Origin of the sequence: Planococcus maritimus (assembly GCF_001592825.1) — a bacterium.
Classification (GTDB): domain Bacteria; phylum Bacillota; class Bacilli; order Bacillales_A; family Planococcaceae; genus Planococcus; species Planococcus maritimus_C.
Map to the genome: position 1 here is coordinate 1 of NZ_LTZG01000041.1, position 17864 is coordinate 17864.

Annotated in this window: 15 protein-coding genes, 18 tRNA genes and 1 rRNA gene; 28 read left to right on the plus strand and 6 right to left on the minus strand. The window is 49.0% G+C overall.

What is annotated here, in order from left to right:
* Positions 1-198: 198 nt before the first annotated feature.
* The 20 genes from rrf to AY633_RS13830 all read left to right on the plus strand — a co-directional run bounded on the left by rrf (position 199) and on the right by AY633_RS13830 (position 4157).
* Positions 199-314, plus strand: a 5S ribosomal RNA gene (gene rrf, locus AY633_RS13735).
* Between the two features lie 10 nt (positions 315-324).
* Positions 325-399 (plus strand) — tRNA-Asn (locus tag AY633_RS13740).
* A 5-nt stretch (positions 400-404) separates the two neighbouring features.
* A tRNA-Ser gene (locus tag AY633_RS13745) sits at positions 405-494 on the plus strand.
* Positions 495-516: 22 nt separating this feature from the next.
* Positions 517-591: transfer RNA gene (locus AY633_RS13750), tRNA-Glu, on the plus strand.
* Positions 592-603: 12 nt separating this feature from the next.
* A tRNA-Val gene (locus tag AY633_RS13755) sits at positions 604-679 on the plus strand.
* Between the two features lie 40 nt (positions 680-719).
* Positions 720-796 (plus strand) — tRNA-Met (locus AY633_RS13760).
* A 3-nt stretch (positions 797-799) separates the two neighbouring features.
* Positions 800-875, plus strand: a tRNA-Asp gene (locus tag AY633_RS13765).
* 16 nt (positions 876-891) lie between these two features.
* Positions 892-967 (plus strand) — tRNA-Phe (locus tag AY633_RS13770).
* 14 nt (positions 968-981) lie between these two features.
* Positions 982-1057: transfer RNA gene (locus AY633_RS13775), tRNA-Thr, on the plus strand.
* A 3-nt stretch (positions 1058-1060) separates the two neighbouring features.
* Positions 1061-1144 (plus strand) — tRNA-Tyr (locus tag AY633_RS13780).
* A gap of 6 nt (positions 1145-1150) precedes the next feature.
* A tRNA-Trp gene (locus AY633_RS13785) sits at positions 1151-1224 on the plus strand.
* 19 nt (positions 1225-1243) lie between these two features.
* A tRNA-His gene (locus tag AY633_RS13790) sits at positions 1244-1319 on the plus strand.
* A gap of 42 nt (positions 1320-1361) precedes the next feature.
* Positions 1362-1437: transfer RNA gene (locus AY633_RS13795), tRNA-His, on the plus strand.
* Positions 1438-1479: 42 nt separating this feature from the next.
* Positions 1480-1555, plus strand: a tRNA-His gene (locus AY633_RS13800).
* A 7-nt stretch (positions 1556-1562) separates the two neighbouring features.
* Positions 1563-1634, plus strand: a tRNA-Gln gene (locus tag AY633_RS13805).
* 4 nt (positions 1635-1638) lie between these two features.
* Positions 1639-1713, plus strand: a tRNA-Gly gene (locus AY633_RS13810).
* 7 nt (positions 1714-1720) lie between these two features.
* Positions 1721-1794, plus strand: a tRNA-Cys gene (locus tag AY633_RS13815).
* Positions 1795-1803: 9 nt separating this feature from the next.
* Positions 1804-1887 (plus strand) — tRNA-Leu (locus AY633_RS13820).
* Positions 1888-2104: 217 nt separating this feature from the next.
* Positions 2105-2188: transfer RNA gene (locus AY633_RS13825), tRNA-Leu, on the plus strand.
* Positions 2189-3107: 919 nt separating this feature from the next.
* Positions 3108-4157 carry a C45 family autoproteolytic acyltransferase/hydolase gene (locus tag AY633_RS13830; protein WP_068488855.1) on the plus strand — a complete coding sequence of 350 codons (1050 nt, stop codon included), beginning with the start codon at positions 3108-3110 and terminating at the stop codon, positions 4155-4157.
* A 25-nt stretch (positions 4158-4182) separates the two neighbouring features.
* Here AY633_RS13830 and AY633_RS13835 read toward each other — a convergent pair whose 3' ends face one another.
* Together AY633_RS13835 and AY633_RS13840 are read right to left on the minus strand one after the other, a co-directional pair.
* Complete coding sequence (locus AY633_RS13835) at positions 4183-5253, minus strand: C45 family autoproteolytic acyltransferase/hydolase (RefSeq protein WP_068488856.1); 1071 nt, start codon at positions 5251-5253, stop codon at positions 4183-4185.
* 92 nt (positions 5254-5345) lie between these two features.
* A complete protein-coding gene (locus tag AY633_RS13840) occupies positions 5346-6017 on the minus strand; it encodes a B3/B4 domain-containing protein (protein WP_068488857.1) in 672 nt (223 codons plus the stop codon).
* A 56-nt stretch (positions 6018-6073) separates the two neighbouring features.
* On the opposite strand from AY633_RS13840, the gene queG reads away from it, so the two are divergent.
* From queG to AY633_RS13855, 3 genes are all read left to right on the plus strand, one after another.
* Positions 6074-7219, plus strand: a complete 1146-nt coding sequence (queG, locus tag AY633_RS13845; protein WP_068488858.1) for a tRNA epoxyqueuosine(34) reductase QueG — start codon at positions 6074-6076, stop codon at positions 7217-7219.
* A gap of 10 nt (positions 7220-7229) precedes the next feature.
* Positions 7230-7703, plus strand: coding sequence for a tRNA (uridine(34)/cytosine(34)/5-carboxymethylaminomethyluridine(34)-2'-O)-methyltransferase TrmL (trmL, locus tag AY633_RS13850; protein ID WP_068461200.1), 474 nt, complete (start codon positions 7230-7232; stop codon positions 7701-7703).
* Positions 7704-8024: 321 nt separating this feature from the next.
* On the plus strand, positions 8025-8333 hold the full coding sequence (locus AY633_RS13855; RefSeq protein ID WP_082799252.1) for a hypothetical protein: 309 nt from the start codon (positions 8025-8027) through the stop codon (positions 8331-8333).
* A 92-nt stretch (positions 8334-8425) separates the two neighbouring features.
* Here AY633_RS13855 and AY633_RS13860 read toward each other — a convergent pair whose 3' ends face one another.
* A complete protein-coding gene (locus tag AY633_RS13860) occupies positions 8426-9727 on the minus strand; it encodes an NCS2 family permease (RefSeq protein ID WP_068488859.1) in 1302 nt (433 codons plus the stop codon).
* Between the two features lie 156 nt (positions 9728-9883).
* On the opposite strand from AY633_RS13860, the gene AY633_RS13865 reads away from it, so the two are divergent.
* On the plus strand, positions 9884-10714 hold the full coding sequence (locus tag AY633_RS13865; RefSeq protein ID WP_068488860.1) for an aldo/keto reductase: 831 nt from the start codon (positions 9884-9886) through the stop codon (positions 10712-10714).
* A gap of 41 nt (positions 10715-10755) precedes the next feature.
* On the opposite strand, the gene AY633_RS13870 is transcribed toward AY633_RS13865, so the two are convergent.
* From AY633_RS13870 to AY633_RS13880, 3 genes are read right to left on the minus strand one after another with little or no spacing between them, the layout of a single operon-like run.
* On the minus strand, positions 10756-11595 hold the full coding sequence (locus AY633_RS13870) for an RluA family pseudouridine synthase (RefSeq protein ID WP_068488861.1): 840 nt from the start codon (positions 11593-11595) through the stop codon (positions 10756-10758).
* A gap of 56 nt (positions 11596-11651) precedes the next feature.
* Entirely contained in the window at positions 11652-12122 is a 471-nt protein-coding gene (locus tag AY633_RS13875) for a thioredoxin family protein (RefSeq protein WP_068488862.1), read from the minus strand.
* 1 nt (position 12123) lies between these two features.
* Positions 12124-12549: a disulfide oxidoreductase gene (locus tag AY633_RS13880; RefSeq protein WP_068461211.1), complete on the minus strand. Its 426-nt coding sequence runs from the start codon at positions 12547-12549 to the stop codon at positions 12124-12126.
* Positions 12550-12681: 132 nt separating this feature from the next.
* On the opposite strand from AY633_RS13880, the gene AY633_RS13885 reads away from it, so the two are divergent.
* The 4 genes from AY633_RS13885 (at position 12682) to AY633_RS13900 (ending at position 17854) form a co-directional block, all read left to right on the plus strand.
* The gene (locus AY633_RS13885) at positions 12682-14226 is read left to right on the plus strand and encodes a carbon-nitrogen hydrolase family protein (protein ID WP_068488863.1); all 1545 of its coding nucleotides are present in this window, start codon (positions 12682-12684) and stop codon (positions 14224-14226) included.
* 75 nt (positions 14227-14301) lie between these two features.
* Positions 14302-16002 carry a phospho-sugar mutase gene (locus tag AY633_RS13890; RefSeq protein ID WP_068488864.1) on the plus strand — a complete coding sequence of 567 codons (1701 nt, stop codon included), beginning with the start codon at positions 14302-14304 and terminating at the stop codon, positions 16000-16002.
* A 94-nt stretch (positions 16003-16096) separates the two neighbouring features.
* Positions 16097-17206, plus strand: coding sequence for a GAF domain-containing sensor histidine kinase (locus tag AY633_RS13895; protein ID WP_068488865.1), 1110 nt, complete (start codon positions 16097-16099; stop codon positions 17204-17206).
* 12 nt (positions 17207-17218) lie between these two features.
* Positions 17219-17854, plus strand: a complete 636-nt coding sequence (locus AY633_RS13900) for a response regulator transcription factor (protein ID WP_068488866.1) — start codon at positions 17219-17221, stop codon at positions 17852-17854.
* The last annotated feature ends 10 nt before the right edge of the window (positions 17855-17864 follow it).

Here is a 17864-nt window from a genome sequence, read left to right on the forward strand (position 1 = left end):
GGTGGAAGCGTGGCGACACGTGCAGCTGACGAATACTAATCGATCGAGGACTTAACCAATAACTGAAATGCGTTTCCATAATCCAATGTCGATTTATCTAGTTTTGAAAGAATAAGAATTTTTGCCTAAAGGCAAAAAAATGCTTGAAATAATCGGTATTATTGATATAATAAATCTTGTCTTTCAAAAACTTTACAGTCTAGTGATGATGGCAAAGAGGCCACACCCGTTCCCATCCCGAACACGGAAGTTAAGCTCTTTTGCGCCGATGGTAGTTGGGGGGTTCCCCCTGTGAGAGTAGGACGTCGCTAGGCTGGATATTATTCCGAAGTAGCTCAGTGGTAGAGCACCGCACTGTTAATGCGATGGTCGTAGGTTCGAGTCCTACCTTCGGAGCCAATTTTGGAGAGCTGTCCGAGTGGCCGAAGGAGCATGATTGGAAATCATGTAGGCGGGCAACCGTCTCAAGGGTTCGAATCCCTTGCTCTCCGCCAGTATCTTAAGCTCAAAATTAAAGGCCCCTTGGTCAAGCGGTTAAGACACCGCCCTTTCACGGCGGTAACACGGGTTCGAATCCCGTAGGGGTCACCATTTAATTTCCATGGAGGATTAGCTCAGCTGGGAGAGCATCTGCCTTACAAGCAGAGGGTCGGCGGTTCGATCCCGTCATCCTCCACCATTTCTTTCAAGTTTATAAAAAGAGAGTGAAATATTATTGTCGCGGGGTGGAGCAGTTCGGTAGCTCGTTGGGCTCATAACCCAAAGGTCGCAGGTTCAAATCCTGCCCCCGCAACCAAATGGTCCCGTGGTGTAGCGGTTAACATGCCTGCCTGTCACGCAGGAGATCGCCGGTTCGATCCCGGTCGGGACCGCCATTTTTATTACTAATATGGGTCAGTAGCTCAGTCGGTAGAGCATTAGATTGAAGCTCTAAGTGTCGGCGGTTCGATTCCGTCCTGACCCACCATATTTTTTCTCCATGCCGGAGTAGCTCAACTGGTAGAGCAACTGACTTGTAATCAGTAGGTTGAGGGTTCAAGTCCTTTCTCCGGCACCATTAGGTGGGGTAGCGAAGTGGCTAAACGCGGCGGACTGTAAATCCGCTCCTTCGGGTTCGGCAGTTCGAATCTGCCCCCCACCACCAGTTTTTAGGGGCATAGTTTAACGGTAGAACAGAGGTCTCCAAAACCTCCGATGTGGGTTCGATTCCTACTGCCCCTGCCATTTTTAAAATTATATTTTGGCGGTCGTGGCGAAGTGGTTAACGCACCGGATTGTGATTCCGGCACTCGGGGGTTCAATTCCCCTCGTCCGCCCCATGATTTTCTTGAAAATTTCATACCATACATAATAATAACGTGGCGGTCGTGGCGAAGTGGTTAACGCACCGGATTGTGATTCCGGCACTCGGGGGTTCAATTCCCCTCGTCCGCCCCATGATTTTCTTGAAAATTTCATACCATACATAATAATAACGTGGCGGTCGTGGCGAAGTGGTTAACGCACCGGATTGTGATTCCGGCACTCGGGGGTTCAATTCCCCTCGTCCGCCCCAGTATTATTGGGGTATAGCCAAGCGGTAAGGCAACGGGTTTTGATCCCGTCATGCCCTGGTTCGAATCCAGGTACCCCAGCTTTGCGGAAGTAGTTCAGTGGTAGAACGCCACCTTGCCAAGGTGGAGGTCGCGGGTTCGACCCCCGTCTTCCGCTCCATTATTTAGGCGGCATAGCCAAGCGGTAAGGCATGGGTCTGCAACACCCTTACCACCGGTTCGAGTCCGGTTGCCGCCTCCAAACTATTTTGCCGGCGTGGCGGAATTGGCAGACGCGCGGGACTCAAAATCCCGTTCCTTCACGGGAGTGTCGGTTCGACCCCGACCGCCGGTATCATGATCATCACTCTGCCAAGTGATGAAAGTTAAAACCTTCGACTTCAATAGTCGAGGGTTTTTCTTTTGGGTAATTAATGAAGAAAGCGGCCAGTGTATTAAAGAAAAGAAGTTTTTTAAAAAAATAACGTATACCCCTTGCAAAACAAACGATTTACTAATATAATAATAAATGTTCCTGAAAGCCATATACAATTGCTTCTGGAGTTAATTTTGCCGGCGTGGCGGAATTGGCAGACGCGCGGGACTCAAAATCCCGTTCCTTCACGGGAGTGTCGGTTCGACCCCGACCGCCGGTATCATAATCATTGCTCTGCCAAGCAATGAAAATAAAAAGCCCTGACATTTGTCGGGGCTTTTTGTTTTGTATTATTGCTTATTTTATCTAATGCAGCTTATTGAAAATAGAAAGATTCTGCTTCTTAAGGGCAGGGGGAATCTGTGAGGAATTGACAGACGTGCTAAATCCAGAGACTTGTGATGAAAACACTGTGCTGGGCGAGTCCGCTCATATGCATTCTAAAAATCTAGCAAAGGGCAGCTTCTATTGGGAGGTGCCTTTTTTGTGTATATTGAAATACTTAAGGGATCATATGGGATGAAGTTTTAAAGTAACTCAAGCCCAAAATTTTTGAAAATGGTGGCTGGACTGAGGGAAGAGGCAGCTTTTTTTGAAGTAGAATGGAAAGAGGCTGAAGCGTCATAAAGCCCGAGAACATTTGGGCTTAAGAGGTTGCCCTAACGAAAGAAATTGTAAAATTTTTAAAGTATTTTCATGATGTGTTAATATACGTGTTATTAATAGTTGGCATCATAGAGTCAGGTGGAGGTTGGTTATTTACGAGAAGGAATGTAAACGTTGCTTCGATGGGGAATTAGAGGAGTAAATGGACATGCGTAAGGGAGACCTGCGGAAAAGCTATTGTAGCTAATTTCAAGCGAAGGAAACTAAATCATGACTAAAGAGGGCCGCCTAAGCAGTTACAAGGCCTGGAATGCCTTCTAGTGCCTGCTATTAAGCATACGGATTACAATGATAGAGTTCCCTCGCGAAAAAGCTTGTGAGTGCTGGGCATCAGGATGTATTTGACTGAAGTGTGAATTCTTCCTCTGGGACGGGGGCTTATATCGTACTGAAATTATTAAGGCAGCGAGTAGATCTGGAAAAATACAATGATTTTTAATAGGAAGACTTGTGTTGATAATGGAGGAGGAATTATGAGACAGATACATAGTGAAGTCGTCGAATTTAGAGGGAGCCATTATGATTATGGAGTGATGCAGGGCAGTGCGCTCAAAGAGTCAATTACGCTGCAGAACCGCAGGGGTCAATGGAAGAGCAAAAGGCCGCGTTTTGTCATCGACCCGGCTGAAGCGCAAGCTGCATTTAACGAATATGCCCCGAAATTGTGGGAGGAGCTGAAAGGCCTTGAAGATAGCCTCAAGCTTCCGATTGATGAAGTGCTTCGTGATTTTGGTGGTTACCGGATTGATGCACCACCATCGGGCTGCTCGATTGTCAGCGGTGAAGATTTTCTTGTGCGCAATTATGACTTTCATCCGCAGACGTATGAAGGCAGGTTCTGCTTATTTCAGCCTGATAAGGGAAATGCTATCATCGGGCCGAGTCAGCGCATACTGGGCCGCATGGATGGCATGAATGAGCAAGGTCTCGCGATGGGCTATAACTTTATGCACCGAAAAAATCCGGGGGATGGCTTTGTCTGTTATATGATCGGGCGTATTATTCTAGAGAGCTGCTCGACTGTCAATGAAGCTGTCGCTTTAGTGAAAGATATCCCGCATCGTGGGTCGTTCAGCTATGTCGTGACAGATAAGAGCGGCGCGACAAAAGTTATTGAGGCGACACCGCGCAAAGTTGTGGTGCGCGATGCAACGGCCTGCACGAATCATTTTGAAATTCAGAAACAAGAAAACCGTAATTATTTGAAAGACTCCTATGAACGATTGTCGGTCATTGAGCGAAATGCGGGAGAAGTGGCGGAAGCCTATCGTGCCTACCGGCTATTTAATGACACTGGTCGCGGATTGTTTTCGGATCTCTACAAGAGTTGGGCTGGAACCATCCATACATCTGTCTATTTACCAAAAGAAGGGGAAGTGTGGTTCGCCTTGGGTGGTGACCAGGAGCCTGAAGTGTTCAATTTTCAGAAATGGCTTGCCGGAAATCCTGTCGGTACTGAATCCATTCATGGACAAATCGATACCGGCATCGGGTTTGCCCATACCGATGCTTTGTTCAAATGAAAAACGGCTAGAGCACTCGCACGCTCTAGCCGTTTTTTTGCTGTAATGAAGACAGGTCGTCAAGATATGGAAACGGAAAATGGGTATCGATTTTCCCGTTAATGCGTTTTGCTAGCAAGCGTTCGCCATGAAGCCATTTTTGAAAATCGAACATGAGCGGCAAACGATCAGGACCGATGGCAAAGCCGACTTCTAGGCTGTTTGGGAAATAGGAAGCAGTATGCAAGGTGCCGGATGCGGTGCTGTATTTGGTAGAAAATACGCCTTGGTCCGAGTCGTTCAATAACCGGAATGCCGAATACGCATCGTTTGAAGTAGTAGTGTGAGAAAGCAGCGCGTCTTCACGGCGTTTGGAGTCGTCGATCTGGTAGCGGTTTTCTTCTGATAATACTTCAAAATGGTTTGTCGATACGGCTGCTTCCCGAACGATTACATTTCGCGGAGAAGTTTCAGCTACGATCGAACGCCCGCTTTTATCCAGCAATACATAGCTAAACGAGCGGCGGTGGGGCAGCTCTTTCAATAAATCAACGGCTTCCTCGATAGTTGCGCAGTGCTCGAGAATCAAGCGGCCGATCATATTGCAGATAAACCCATCCGCTGAATTGCGGCGGTTGATGAAATTATAGCCCATGGCGAGCCCTTTCTCGTTAAGTCCATCCGTCCGCCCGGTAATTTGCATGGACGGCCCGATGGATGCATAGCCCCCGTCAGTTGGTTCATATAAGGCGAACCTGCCTTCGTAGCCTTGTGGAGAACTATCGTAATTTCTGACTAGAAAATCGGAGCGGCTCAGGATCGAACAGCCACTTCGTGTATATTCGATATAATAGCCGCCGAATTCACGCAAGGCGTCGTAAAACGGCCATTTCAACGCATCGGCCAAGCCTTCGATTTCTTCCCAGATGCGCGGAGCAAAACGTTCGAGCATGTCGATGGCTTTGGTTTCATCTACCAACAGCTGCTTGCTGTTCTGGCCGCGCTGTATTTTTCGGTTCGGCAATAGCAGTGAATCTCTTAATAATTCTCCTTGATGGTAGCCGAAATCATAATGGCTGCCACGGAATTGAATAACGTCGCTATGAACTTTTTTCATGTTTCATCCCTCTTTTTTATCTCAGTATCAAAAGAATACTAGAGTTTTCAGGAGAATAAAAAGAATCTGCCTGAAGCATCTGCTTCAGGCAGTTAAAGGACGAATAATTGTGCTTCGCCGCCATTGATGCCCGTAAACATATTGCCCGCAGCAGTCAATAGCTGGATGGCATTGTCACGGTTCATCGATGGACGGAGGTAAAATACATGTATGGCATCTGTTGTGTGAGGTGTCACGGCAGTCCGCTTGGAATCGACGTAAGGGCTGCCGAATGCGCCTTTAGCGTCGCGTGTGACGATGATTTTATCGAGTGTATTGTCGCGGTTGTTCAATCCTTCGTATCGGTCCTCTATGGTTCCGATCCCAATTTCGACGTCACCCTCGATTTGTGAGGCGTCATATAGGCCAAGTGGGATTTCGTATTGAAGCGACAAAAAGCTGTTCATGTCGATGGCTGAATTGACGGGATCTAAATAGTTTTGCTTGCGCACCCTGCGGTACAAGGCTTCTGCAGACGGACGGTAGCGGCTCGGGTCGCCTCCAAGCGCTTTCCAGGCAAGTCTCCATTCAAGAAGACCAGGAAAATCAGTCAATTCCTTGTCAACCATGTCAAAGAATAATTGCTCTTGGAACAGTTGGAGACGGCCTTTTAACATTTGAGGTGAATCCGAAACGGTGATATTGTTATAATGAATAATACCGATTTTGAAATCAGGCAGGATCTCTGTCATTTCAGGGTTTACGTGGAAGTCCACAGCGACCATCCTTTCCGTGAATAATAGAATCATCTTACCATAAATTGGGGCAAGGAGTTATCAACATGAACTTGGATCAATTCCAACAACAACTAGTAGCGTATGCCTCGGAAATCGGAATTGACAAAATCGGCTTTGCTTCAGCCGAACCTTTTTTTAATTTAAAGCATAGGTTGATCCGTCAACAGCAATTGAATTTCCAGTCAGGTTTTGAGGAATCGGATGTGGAAAAACGGACGCGACCGGAATTGTTGATGGAAGAACCGGTTAGCATCATTGCGATTGCGATTGCCTATCCATCTAAAATGGAAGGGGCGACACCAGGCGTCAAAGGGGCGAGGCGTGGAATTTTCTCGCGTTCTTCCTGGGGCAAAGATTATCATGCGGCGCTGCGCGATCGTTTGGCGTTGCTCGAATCGTTCATCGCCGCGCATTATCCGGAAGCGCGTATGAAATCGATGGTTGATACCGGCGAATTGTCTGACCGTGCCGTAGCAGAGCGTGCGGGTATTGGATGGAGTGCGAAAAACACCAATATCATTACGCCGGAATTTGGCTCATACGTCTATTTGGGCGAAATGATCACTAATATCCCATTTGCCTACGATGAACCGTTGGAAGATCAGTGTGGTGACTGCCGTTTGTGCATCGACACCTGCCCGACCGGCGCGATTGTCGAGGGCGGGCAGCTCAATGCCCAGCGCTGCATTTCGTTTTTGACACAGACGAAAGGCTTTCTGCCAGATGAGTTCCGGTCGAAAATCGGCAACCGGATTTACGGCTGCGACACGTGTCAGACGGTTTGTCCGAAAAATAAGCGCAAAGCCAATCGCATCCATCCGGAATTCGATCCGGACCCGGACATTGCCAAACCCTTACTTGAGCCGCTGCTGACGATTTCCAATAGGGAATTCAAAGAGAAATTCGGCCATGTGTCAGGTTCGTGGCGGGGCAAAAAACCAATCCAGCGCAATGCTATTTTGGCGCTTGCCCATTTCAAGGAACAATCGGCCGTGCCGACATTGATCGACTTGATGAAGGCAGATCCGCGACCGGTCATTCGGGGGACGGCGGCTTGGGCACTCGGCCGCATCGGAATAGATGAGGGCAGACAAGCGTTAGAACGCGCACGACAGCAAGAGACAGATGAAGAGGTGCTGGCGGAAATTGAAAAAGGCCTGGCATTCTTTTCTGCAGAAACGAAAGGATAAGTGAAGAAATTTGGGAATACACATTGTTCTATATCAACCATTAATTCCGGCGAATACCGGGAACATTGCACGCTCTTGTGCGGGAACGGGCGTCAGCCTTCATCTAATCAAGCCACTCGGGTTTTCAACAGATGACAAGATGCTCAAACGGGCGGGGCTCGATTATTGGGAGCATGTCGATATCCATTATCATGATGGCCTCGATGAGTTGTTTGCAGCTTACCCTGAAGGCAAATACCACTACATTACGAAATTTGGTACAAAGACGTATAGCACGTTTGATTTTTCCGATACGGAAGAGGATTATTTCTTCGTCTTCGGGCAGGAGACGAAAGGCTTGCCGAGAGAATTGATTGATGCCAATTTAGAGCGTTGTTTGCGCATTCCGATGAATGAGCATATCCGTTCGCTCAATTTGTCGAACACGGCAGCGATCTTGATGTATGAAGCACTGCGCCAACAGGATTTCCCGAATTTGAAATGAACGACAAAAAAGGACAGCGCGTGGGCGCTGTCCTTTTGCATTACAGATTATTGTCTTTTGTCTGTGCCTGGTTTGTCATCGTATCCAGCAGTGAAGATAGCTACCAAAAACGATACACAAATCCCCAAGATTAAGATCAAGTTCATGAATGACGACCTCCTTGAAATTTGCATCTGTGTTTAGTATAGCGTACAGCAGGGAAAAATGAAATATGGAACCCGCTCGAAAATATGGACATTTTCCGTCCATCCGACAAACTTGAAACTTTTTTGGATGTGATGCGTATAAAGGGGTAGGAAGAAAAGGAAGGGATGAACTGATATGAAAATGAAGACATCCGTTGCATTGCTTTGGATTACAGGTCTTGCGGAGGCATTTCTGGCCATTCCGTTCATCGGGGGCGGATTTGTGATTTCCGCAGGCTACGCACCACTCGGCATCATGTTCGTGCTGCATGCGATTACGTTGTTCTTTTGCTTTAAAGAATATTCGCCGAAGTTCGGCTCGATTATGGGGATCATTACGAGTGCACTCGCTTGGATTCCAGTAGTGGGCTGGGCGCTGCACTTATTGACAGCGATCGTGCTATTGCTGTCAGCGGCTATGTCCGGACGTTCAGCTAGAGCATAACAGCAAAAGCACCGAGCAATCGGTGCTTTTTAGGTAGGCAATTTTCCTAAGCTATTAAAAAATCCTCCGCACAGAAGTGTACGGAGGATTTTTTAATGTGGTGCGATAAGGATTTGGATCGTGAACAGCACAGCGAAAATATACAAGATCGGGTGAACGGATTTCCACTTGCCTTTGAAAATTTTCATCAGTGGGTAAGAGATGAATCCAAGTGCGATACCGGTTGCGATGCTTGATGTGAGCGGCATCGCAAGAACGATCAGGAACGCCGGGAACGCTTCGTCGAATTGATCCCAATCGATTTCTTTGACGGCACCGATCATCAGGCTGCCGACGATGATGAGCGCGGGAGCGGTGATCGCGGCGACTCCCGAAAGCGAGCCGACGAGCGGACCGAAAAAGGCAGCTGCGATGAACAGAATCGCGACGGTCAAAGTCGTCAGCCCTGTGCGTCCGCCAGCAGCGACGCCGGCAGAGGATTCGACATAAGCGCTGGTCGGGCTTGTGCCAACCATGGCGCCTGCACTGGCGGCGACCGAATCAGCGAGAAGCGCTTGGCGTACGCGCGGTATTTTATTGTCTTTCATGAGGCCCGCTTGTTTTGCGACACCGATCATCGTTCCGGTGGTATCGAAAAGCGTAACGAGCAGGAAGGAGAAGACGACGCCGTACAGCCCAAATTCGGCAACCAATAGGAACGCTTCGATCGGGTTCCAGACGATGATGCCTTCTGGAAGCGACGGCAATTTCATGAATCCTTCGGTAAAGCTTAGTTGCCCAGTGAAAAAGGCGATAATACCAGTTGCGATCATGCCGAAGAAAATTCCTCCATGGATGTTCAAAGACATGAAAATGAGTGTGATGGCGAGTCCTGCGAGTGTTAGTGCAACAGGTGGAGAAGTCAGATCGCCAAGACCGACGAGATTGGCTTCATTGGCGACGATAAAGCCGCTGAGGCGCATGCCGATAAAAGCGATGAACAAGCCGATGCCTGCCGTGATGGCGTGTTTCAGGTTTTCCGGAATGGCCTCGATCAAGATTTTGCGCATCGACGTCAAAGACAAGGCAACGAATAGCAAGCCGGAAACGAACACCGCGGCAAAAGCGGTCGTATAGTCAATAGCGCCGCCAGAAGCGAGCACCATGGAAGTGAAGTATGCGTTAAGCCCCATGCCAGGTGCAATGGCAATTGGGTAGTTGGCGAGCAATGCCATCCACAAGGTACCGATAACCGCGGCAATGATGGTGGCGAGAAATACCTGGTCGAACGGAACACCGGCAGCTCCGAGAATTACCGGGTTGACGATGACGATATAAGCCATTGTCAGGAACGTTGTCATGCCGGCTGTGATCTCGGTTCTGACATCAGTTCCGTGTTCTTTTAACTGAAACATGGAAAATCCTCCCTCTAAACACGAACGTTTTAAAACAACATGTTTAATAATATTCGTTTTTAATAATGGGTGCAAGAGTTTTTTTAATCTAGTGGCGATTAGTCGAAATTCCTTGCCACTATTTGTACAATGAATAGGAATAGGAGGAGGATTTTGATGGATTTGACGATTGGCTCGATGAAGACTTTACATAATGGAGTGGAAATGCCGCGTTTTGGCCTTGGGGTCTACAAGATGACCGACAAGGAAGCAGCGGTCGAAGCGATGGTAAAAGCCATTCATACAGGTTATAAAGCGATTGATACAGCTACGGTCTATGACAACGAAGCGGAAGTCGGGGAAGCCATACGGGCTGGCGGCGTGCCACGCGAAGAACTGTTCATCACGTCGAAAGTGTGGAACACCGATCAAGGCTATGACCAGACTTTGCGTGCGTTTGAAGCTTCCCTGAAACGCCTTGATATGGACTATCTGGATCTGTATTTGACGCATTGGGCGATTCCGGAAACATTTGAGGAAACCTACCGGGCGATCGAGCGGCTGTACGATGAAAAATTGATCCGTGCGGCCGGCGTGTCGAATCACCAGCAGCATCATCTGGAGAAAATTCTGGCCAAGGCCAATACAAAGCCGATGGTCAATCAAATCGAATTGCACCCTCAATTAACACAAGAGCCGCTGAGAGAATTTTGCGCAGCCGAGGACATTGCGGTTACGTCTTGGTCGCCGCTTGCGAGAGGCCGCCTGCTTGAAGATCCAGTGCTGTCGGAAATCGGCGAAACACACGGGAAATCGATTGCGCAGACGATTATCCGCTGGCATCTCCAGAATGACTTGATTGTCATTCCAAAATCCGTAACGCCGTCGCGCATTGCTGAAAATGCTGACGTGTTCGATTTTGAATTAAGCCAAGAAGAAATGAAACAGATTTCAGCGCTGAACCAGGAATGGCGCAGCGGAACCCATCCGGACGAAATCAAGCTCTAATAAAAAAAGGCCAGCGAATGGGTTCGCTGGCCTTTTGTTAATTATTTGGCTTCGAGTTCGATTTGCTGACCGGTGAAAGGGTGCTTAAATGCGACGCGGAAAGCGTGCAGGAAGTATTCGCCATTGTCAGTCGGCGGGCCTCCGTATACTTCGTCACCGATGATCGGATGCTTGACGTGCGACAGGTGGGCACGGATCTGGTGTGTACGCCCAGTTTCCAAAGTTAGATGAAGCAGGGAGCGGCCGTCTGCCCGGTTAATGACCTGGTAATGCGTCACAGCACTTTGCCCGTTTGGCGAAACGCGGCGGCGCGTGGCGTGGTGGCGGTCTCGGCCGAGCGGGAAGTCGAGCGTTCCGGATTGCCCGCGGACTAATCCTTTGACAAGTGCTTCGTATTCACGCTGCACGAGTTTTTGTTCCACCATCCGGTCCATGACGTTTTTGGCGACCGGGTGTTTAGCTAATAGCAATAAACCAGAAGTGCCTTGGTCAAGGCGGTGGATGTGTTCAATGTATGAGCCGCCAGATTTTTGGACGTAAGCGATCAAGCCATTGATGAACGTATCGTCTTGAGAGTTGTCGTTCGGATGCGTGGCGAGCCCTTTTGGTTTATTCGCAATAATGAAATGCTCGTCTTCAAATAAAATGTCCGGTTCGATTGACGGGTTCGGCCGGTACGGCGACTCGGCTTGTGGAATCGTAACGGTCAGTTTCGTCCCTTTATCAAGCGGTTCCTGCCAGCGGGGTTCTGTGCCGTCCTCAAGACGGACACCTTTAGCCATGCGCAGTTCGTGCACCGTCTTTTTGCCGAGGCCCCATTCGTTTTTTAATAAGTCCGTAACGGTCATGCCTTGTTCTGGGATTTGGTAAGTCCAATTCATTGTTTCGTCCTCCATAAAAACGGGATCATGCGCACCGCACATGATCCCGTTTTAGTTTATTGTTTCACGACTTCCTGGAAAAATTGTTCGATATTCTCTTTCGGTTGTGCGCCAGTCCAGCGGGCGACTTCCTTGCCGTCTTCATAATGAACAAGTGTCGGGGTTGCTTCTATCGCATAATCCGACCAGCCTTGCTCGAATTCAAGCAAGTTGTATTGCAGCACATCGACTTCCATATCATCTGCGACAGGCATCAAGATCGGTGTGGTCTGTTGGCAGAACTGGCAAGTTGGGCTAAAGAAATAGACAGTTGTCGGCTCGCCGTTTTGGATTTGTTCGTTGACATCTTCAGGCAACGCGATGTTTTGGTAGTTTTCATCGTCGAGTTGATCGATAGTAGATGGTTCCAAATCATCTGTGCCGTACGGGTTGTTTGCCAGTTTCTCATCTTGCGATTGATTGGTCAAGAAGACGATCAAGGCAAAAATGGCAAGCACGGCTCCGGCGATAATGAGCAATTTTTTCATCTTATTGTTCCTCCTTCAATGATTTCCACAGATAAACACTCGTTCCGGCAATCAAAGCGAAGGCGATGAGTGCGAGAAACGGGATGGTGATAAATCCGAGGTAATTGATATATTCCCCTGTGCACGGCACTTGTCCGCATGAGGGTGCCGAATCCGACAAGAACCGGAGTTTTTGGATGCCGTAATGATACAGCGAAACCGACCCTCCGATAACGGATAGCACGAGCGAAGTCATAGCGATGCGCGGGTTTTTCTGCACGTAAGCCACGCCAAGCACAAAGACGAGAGGATACATGAAGATACGCTGTACCCAGCATAATTCACACGGGACGTACCCGCGCACCTGGGAAAAATACAGCGAGCCCAGCGTCGCAACGAGCGACACCGCCCACATGAACAGCAAACTGTTTTCTTGACGCTTCGTCATTTTTCGTCCCTCTTTTCCACAAAGCTTTCCTTTTGAAGTATAATTCTTAACATCATACAAGTAAAATAATATCAACAACTCGGCGTATGGGCTATAATGAACTTTGACACTTTTGTGAAGGAGCGCGGTAACGTGGCAGAACAATTCGATTTATCCCATTTTGAAAAAAGCATGATCATCCGCGAGATGAGCTATGCTGATATACCTGCCATTCTGGAAATGCAGCAGCTTTGCTTTCCGGGCATGGAACCTTGGAAAGAAGAGCAGCTGAGAAGCCATTTAGGCGTTTTCGCACAAGGACAGATGGTTGCAGAACTTGACGGCAAAGTCATCGGCTCCTGCTCGAGCCTTTTGATCAACTTTGATGAATACGATGATCGCCATACATGGGACGATGTCACTGATGGCGGCTATATCACCAACCATAACCAAGACGGCTATAATATGTACGGCATCGAAGTGATGGTGCATCCCGAGTACCGCCGCATGCAAGTCGGACAGCGTTTGTACGAAGCGCGCAAAGAACTCGCGCGTGAATTGAATTTAAAATCGATCATTATTGGCGGGCGTATCCCGAACTACCATAAATACGCAGACGAAATGTCGCCGCGTGAATACGTGGATGCGGTGTCGCGCCATAAAATTTATGATCCTGTGTTGACGTTCCAATTGATGAACGGTTTCCAGCTGATGCGTATCAATCCGGGCTATTTGCAGGACGATAAAGCTTCGGGCAAATACGCAACGCTTATGGAATGGAACAATGTCGATTACAAACCGATCTCGAAGCGCCATTTCAAGACGAGTTTGCCGGTACGGATCTGCGTCGTCCAATACTTGATGCGTGCCATCAATTCATTCGACGATTTGGCGAACCAGGTCGAGTATTTTGTCGATGTGGCGTCTGATGCCCATTCGGATTTCGTCGTGTTCCCGGAAATTTTCACGACGCAATTGATGTCGTTCTTGAATGAACCATCACCAAGCCAAGCGGTCCGCAAATTGACGGAATTTACGCCGCAGTATATCGAACTGTTCACCGATCTTGCGGTGCGCTACAATGTCAACATCATTGGCGGGTCGCATTTTGTTAAAGAAGAAAATGACGAAATTTACAACATCGCGTATTTATTCCGCCGCGACGGATCGATCGACAAGCAGTACAAGATTCACATTACGCCGAACGAACGCAAATGGTGGGGCATTTCAGCAGGCGACTCCGTGCGCGTATTTGATACGGATTGCGGAAAAATTGCGATCCAAATCTGCTACGACATCGAGTTCCCTGAACTGGCCCGCATTGCGACGGACATGGGCGCGAACATCATCTTCTCGCCGTTCTGTACAGAAGACCGCCAAGGCTATTTGCGCGTCCGTTATTGCGCACAAGCCCGCGCAGTCGAGAACCAGATTTACACGGTCATTTCCGGAACGGTCGGAAACTTGCCGCAAACAGAAAACATGGATATCCAATACGCGCAATCTGGAATCTTTGCGCCATCTGATTTCGAGTTCGCCCGTGATGGCATCGTCGGGGAGACCAACCCGAACCTCGAGATGGTCTTGATTGGGGATGTCGACTTGGAAATTCTTAGACGCCAGCGCCAAGACGGCACGGTCAAGCAACTGAAAGACCGCCGCCATGACGTGTACCGTGTGGAATACAAACAAGATTAACTGCAGCCGCTCCGAATAGGGGCGGTTTTTTTGTGGGAAATTTGGTAAACTGATAAGTAATTGGAGGGATGAACCATGGAATGGAAACAGCGAATGCAAAAATGGCTCGGACACGAGGGGCTAGATGTCGATACAAAACAACAGCTGCAAGTCCTATCGGAAGATGCGCAGGTGGCAGAAGATGCATTTTATCAAGATTTGGTGTTTGGTACAGGGGGCATGCGCGGAGAGATCGGGCCGGGTACGAACCGTATGAACGTCTATACTGTCAAGAAAGCGTCAAAAGGCATCGCCGATTACATTGAAAGCTTTGGGGCTGAAGCGATGAGCCGAGGCGTAGCGATCGCGTTCGACAGCCGCCGCATGTCGCCGGAATTTGCAGAAGAATCAGCGCGCACATTCGCAGCAGCCGGCATTCGTGCGTATGTTTACGAAGCCCCACGGACCACACCTCAATTATCGTTTACAGTCCGTGAGTTGAATGCCTTCATGGGCATCGTCATCACCGCAAGCCACAACCCGCCTGAGTACAACGGATATAAAGTATACGGCGAAGACGGCGCGCAATTGGATCTAGAGGCAGCGGACCAGGTCATTGGTTTTGTCAGCCGTGTCGAAGATGAGTTGGCCATCGAAAATGAGCAATACGATTCCTCCTTATTGGAAATCCTCGGGGAAGAGCTCGACCGTGCCTATATCGACCAGGTGTTGACCGTGCAAGAAACTAGTGTCGAACCGATCAGCGTCGTCTTTACGCCGCTGCACGGGGCATCAGGTGCGACTGTTCGCCGGGTTTTTGAGGAAGCGGGCTACACGGGCGTCACTTACGTCGAAGAACAAATGGCGCCGGACGGTGAATTTCCGACGGTGGAATCGCCGAACCCGGAAGAATCCTCAGCGTTTGACCTCGCCCGGAAATACGGCGAAGAGCAGACCGCAGACTTATTGATTGCCATCGACCCGGACGGCGACCGTGTCGGGGCGGCAGTTTGGACCGGTACGCAATATGAATTATTGACAGGCAACCAAACCGGCGGCATCTTGCTGGAATATTTATTGGACCAGAAACAAGCCAAAGGCGAATTGCCGGAAGATGGGCGCATTTTCAAGACCATTGTTACTTCCGGATTTGGTGAAGCGGTAGCTAGAAGCTACGGCGTAGCGAGTGAAGATGTGTTGACGGGCTTTAAATTTATCGGCGAGAAATTGCGCGAAAACGACGAAAACCATGCCTTTACGTTCTTGTTTGGGTATGAGGAAAGCTACGGCTACTTGATTCGTGATTTTGCCCGCGATAAAGACGCCGTGCAAGCGACGTTGCTATTGGTTGAAGCAGCTGCATACTATAAGAAGCAAGGCAAAAACCTCTACGGCGTATTGACCGAGTTGTATGAGCGCCACGGTTTTTACCGCGAATCGCTCGTTTCGGTGACGAAAAAAGGCATTGAAGGCGCGCGCGAAATTACCCAGTTGCTCAGTGGCTTACGGGAATTGCCGCCCGAGTCGATTGCTGGCATTAAGGTAGTGAAAATCGAAGACTACGACAGCCGCAAGCGAACGCTTGTCGATATGGGGACAAGCGAAGAGATCGTCTTGCCGCAATCGAATGTCTTGAAGTATTTCCTAGAAGACGGGTCGTGGGTTTGTGTTCGCCCAAGCGGCACTGAACCGAAAGTGAAATACTACCTTGGCGTCAAAGCGGACAGTCAGCAGGAAAGCGACGAAAAACTGGAATTATTGAAAGAATCATTTCTCGACATCGTTGCGAATCGGTGAAAAAAGCTCCCCATAGAGGGAGCTTTTTCATTCAAAAGAATGAGGCAAGCGTGCGGTTCTTATGGTTACAATAGCAACTAGGAGGGGTCAGCCCATGGTGCCAGAACAGCATTCGGATGTTGTGTTATTAAAAGAAATCGCCGAGCTGTTGAATGAAGAAACGAATATGGAACGCATGCTGAATGGTGCGATCAACAAATTGTTGCAGAACTCCAATTTTGAGACGGCATGGATCTTTTTCATCGATCAAAAAGGCAAACACAGGCTTGTGGCACAAGCCAATTTGCCGGATGCGCTCGAGGAGAGAGACTGCCGTCATTTAACGAAAGGCGGCTGTTGGTGCGTCAAACGCTACCACGACGGCGATTTAGAAAAGGCATCGAATATCATCGCCTGCCAGCGCATCGAAAACGCCAAGGCAGCACATGGCAAAATCGGTAATATTACGCATCATGCGACCGTGCCGCTGCAGTCCGGCAAGGAAAAATTCGGCTTGCTGAATATCGCAGCAGCGGATACGGTGCGCTTTTCAAAAGATGAACTGGCTTTACTGGAATCGGTTGCGTTCCAAATCGGTTCCGCCATCAAGCGCATCGTCTTGACCAAACAAGAGCAAGAGCTGGCACTCGTCAAAGAGCGCAACCGGCTTGCGCGTGATTTGCACGATTCCGTCAATCAACTGCTGTTCTCGGTCACGTTGACGGCAAGGGGCGGCATTGAAATGGCGGAAGACGAAGCGCTAAAAAACACATTCGGCGACATTCAGCATCTCAGCCAGGAAGCGCTTAACGAAATGAGGGCATTGATCTGGCAATTGAGGCCGAAAGGATTAGAGAGCGGATTGATCGATGCCATCAAAGCATATGGAGAGATGCTCGGGCTGTCCATGGAAACGAAAGTCACAGGCGTCATCCAATTGCCATCGCGAACAGAAGAGACTTTGTTCCGCATCGCCCAGGAAGCGCTCAATAATGTACGCAAGCATGCGGGCACAAGCGCAGCCCAAATTTACGTCACGATGACTCCGACAGATGTCTTGTTGGTCATCAGGGATGAAGGACTCGGCTTTTCCCCGGCACACGGAGCGATCCCGTCGATCGGCATACAGAGCATACGCGACCGGGCGAAAGCTGAAGGCGGGACGGCTGACTGGTCGAGTGAACTAAGCAAAGGAACGGAAATCCTTGTACGGATTCCGTATTGAAGGAGTGGCAAGATGAGAGTACTGATTGCGGATGATCATCATGTAGTAAGAAGAGGGCTGCTGTTTTTCTTGAAAACGCAGAAAGACATTGAAGTAGTGGGGGAAGCGGCGAATGGTGTCGAAGCTGTCAAAATGGCGGGTGAGCTGCAGCCGGACATCGTCTTGATGGATCTGGTCATGCCGGAAATGGACGGCATCGAAGCGACACGGAATATCAAAGCGTCTTATCCGGAGATTATTGTTTTGATGCTGACAAGCTTTTCCGACCGTGACCATATCTTGCCGGCAATTGAGGCAGGGGCAGCTGGTTATCAGCTAAAAGACATCGAACCGGATGAACTCGTCGAATCGCTGCGCAGTTTGATGCGCGGGGAGAATACGCTGCATCCGAAAGCGTCCTCGGAACTGGCAAAAGCTCCGGAAGCCCCGCCGCCGCATATTTTGCATCCGTTGACGCCAAGGGAAGCAGAAGTGCTTGCGGAGTTAACGAAGGGGAAAAGCAACCGAGAAGTGGCGTCTGCTTTGTTCGTGACGGAGAAGACAGTGAAGACGCATATTTCCAATATTTTTAATAAACTCGAAGTCCAAGATCGGACGCAAGCAGCACTTTATGCGGTAAAGCACGGATTGACAAAATATGTTAATTGAAGGAAGCAAA

Bases quoted from the DNA above. Each gene is read 5' to 3' on its own strand.
- AY633_RS13870 (WP_068488861.1), bottom strand. From the start codon at position 11,595: ATGAATTGGACTTACCAAATCCCAGAACAAGGCATGACCGTTACGGAC.
- AY633_RS13830 (WP_068488855.1), top strand. From the start codon at position 3,108: ATGAGACAGATACATAGTGAAGTCGTCGAATTTAGAGGGAGCCATTAT.
- AY633_RS13855 (WP_082799252.1), top strand. From the start codon at position 8,025: ATGAAAATGAAGACATCCGTTGCATTGCTTTGGATTACAGGTCTTGCG.
- queG (WP_068488858.1), top strand. From the start codon at position 6,074: ATGAACTTGGATCAATTCCAACAACAACTAGTAGCGTATGCCTCGGAA.
- AY633_RS13900 (WP_068488866.1), top strand. From the start codon at position 17,219: ATGAGAGTACTGATTGCGGATGATCATCATGTAGTAAGAAGAGGGCTG.
- AY633_RS13835 (WP_068488856.1), bottom strand. From the start codon at position 5,253: ATGAAAAAAGTTCATAGCGACGTTATTCAATTCCGTGGCAGCCATTAT.
- AY633_RS13880 (WP_068461211.1), bottom strand. From the start codon at position 12,549: ATGACGAAGCGTCAAGAAAACAGTTTGCTGTTCATGTGGGCGGTGTCG.
- AY633_RS13860 (WP_068488859.1), bottom strand. From the start codon at position 9,727: ATGTTTCAGTTAAAAGAACACGGAACTGATGTCAGAACCGAGATCACA.
- AY633_RS13840 (WP_068488857.1), bottom strand. From the start codon at position 6,017: ATGGTCGCTGTGGACTTCCACGTAAACCCTGAAATGACAGAGATCCTG.
- AY633_RS13875 (WP_068488862.1), bottom strand. From the start codon at position 12,122: ATGAAAAAATTGCTCATTATCGCCGGAGCCGTGCTTGCCATTTTTGCC.
- AY633_RS13865 (WP_068488860.1), top strand. From the start codon at position 9,884: ATGGATTTGACGATTGGCTCGATGAAGACTTTACATAATGGAGTGGAA.
- AY633_RS13890 (WP_068488864.1), top strand. From the start codon at position 14,302: ATGGAATGGAAACAGCGAATGCAAAAATGGCTCGGACACGAGGGGCTA.
- AY633_RS13895 (WP_068488865.1), top strand. From the start codon at position 16,097: ATGGTGCCAGAACAGCATTCGGATGTTGTGTTATTAAAAGAAATCGCC.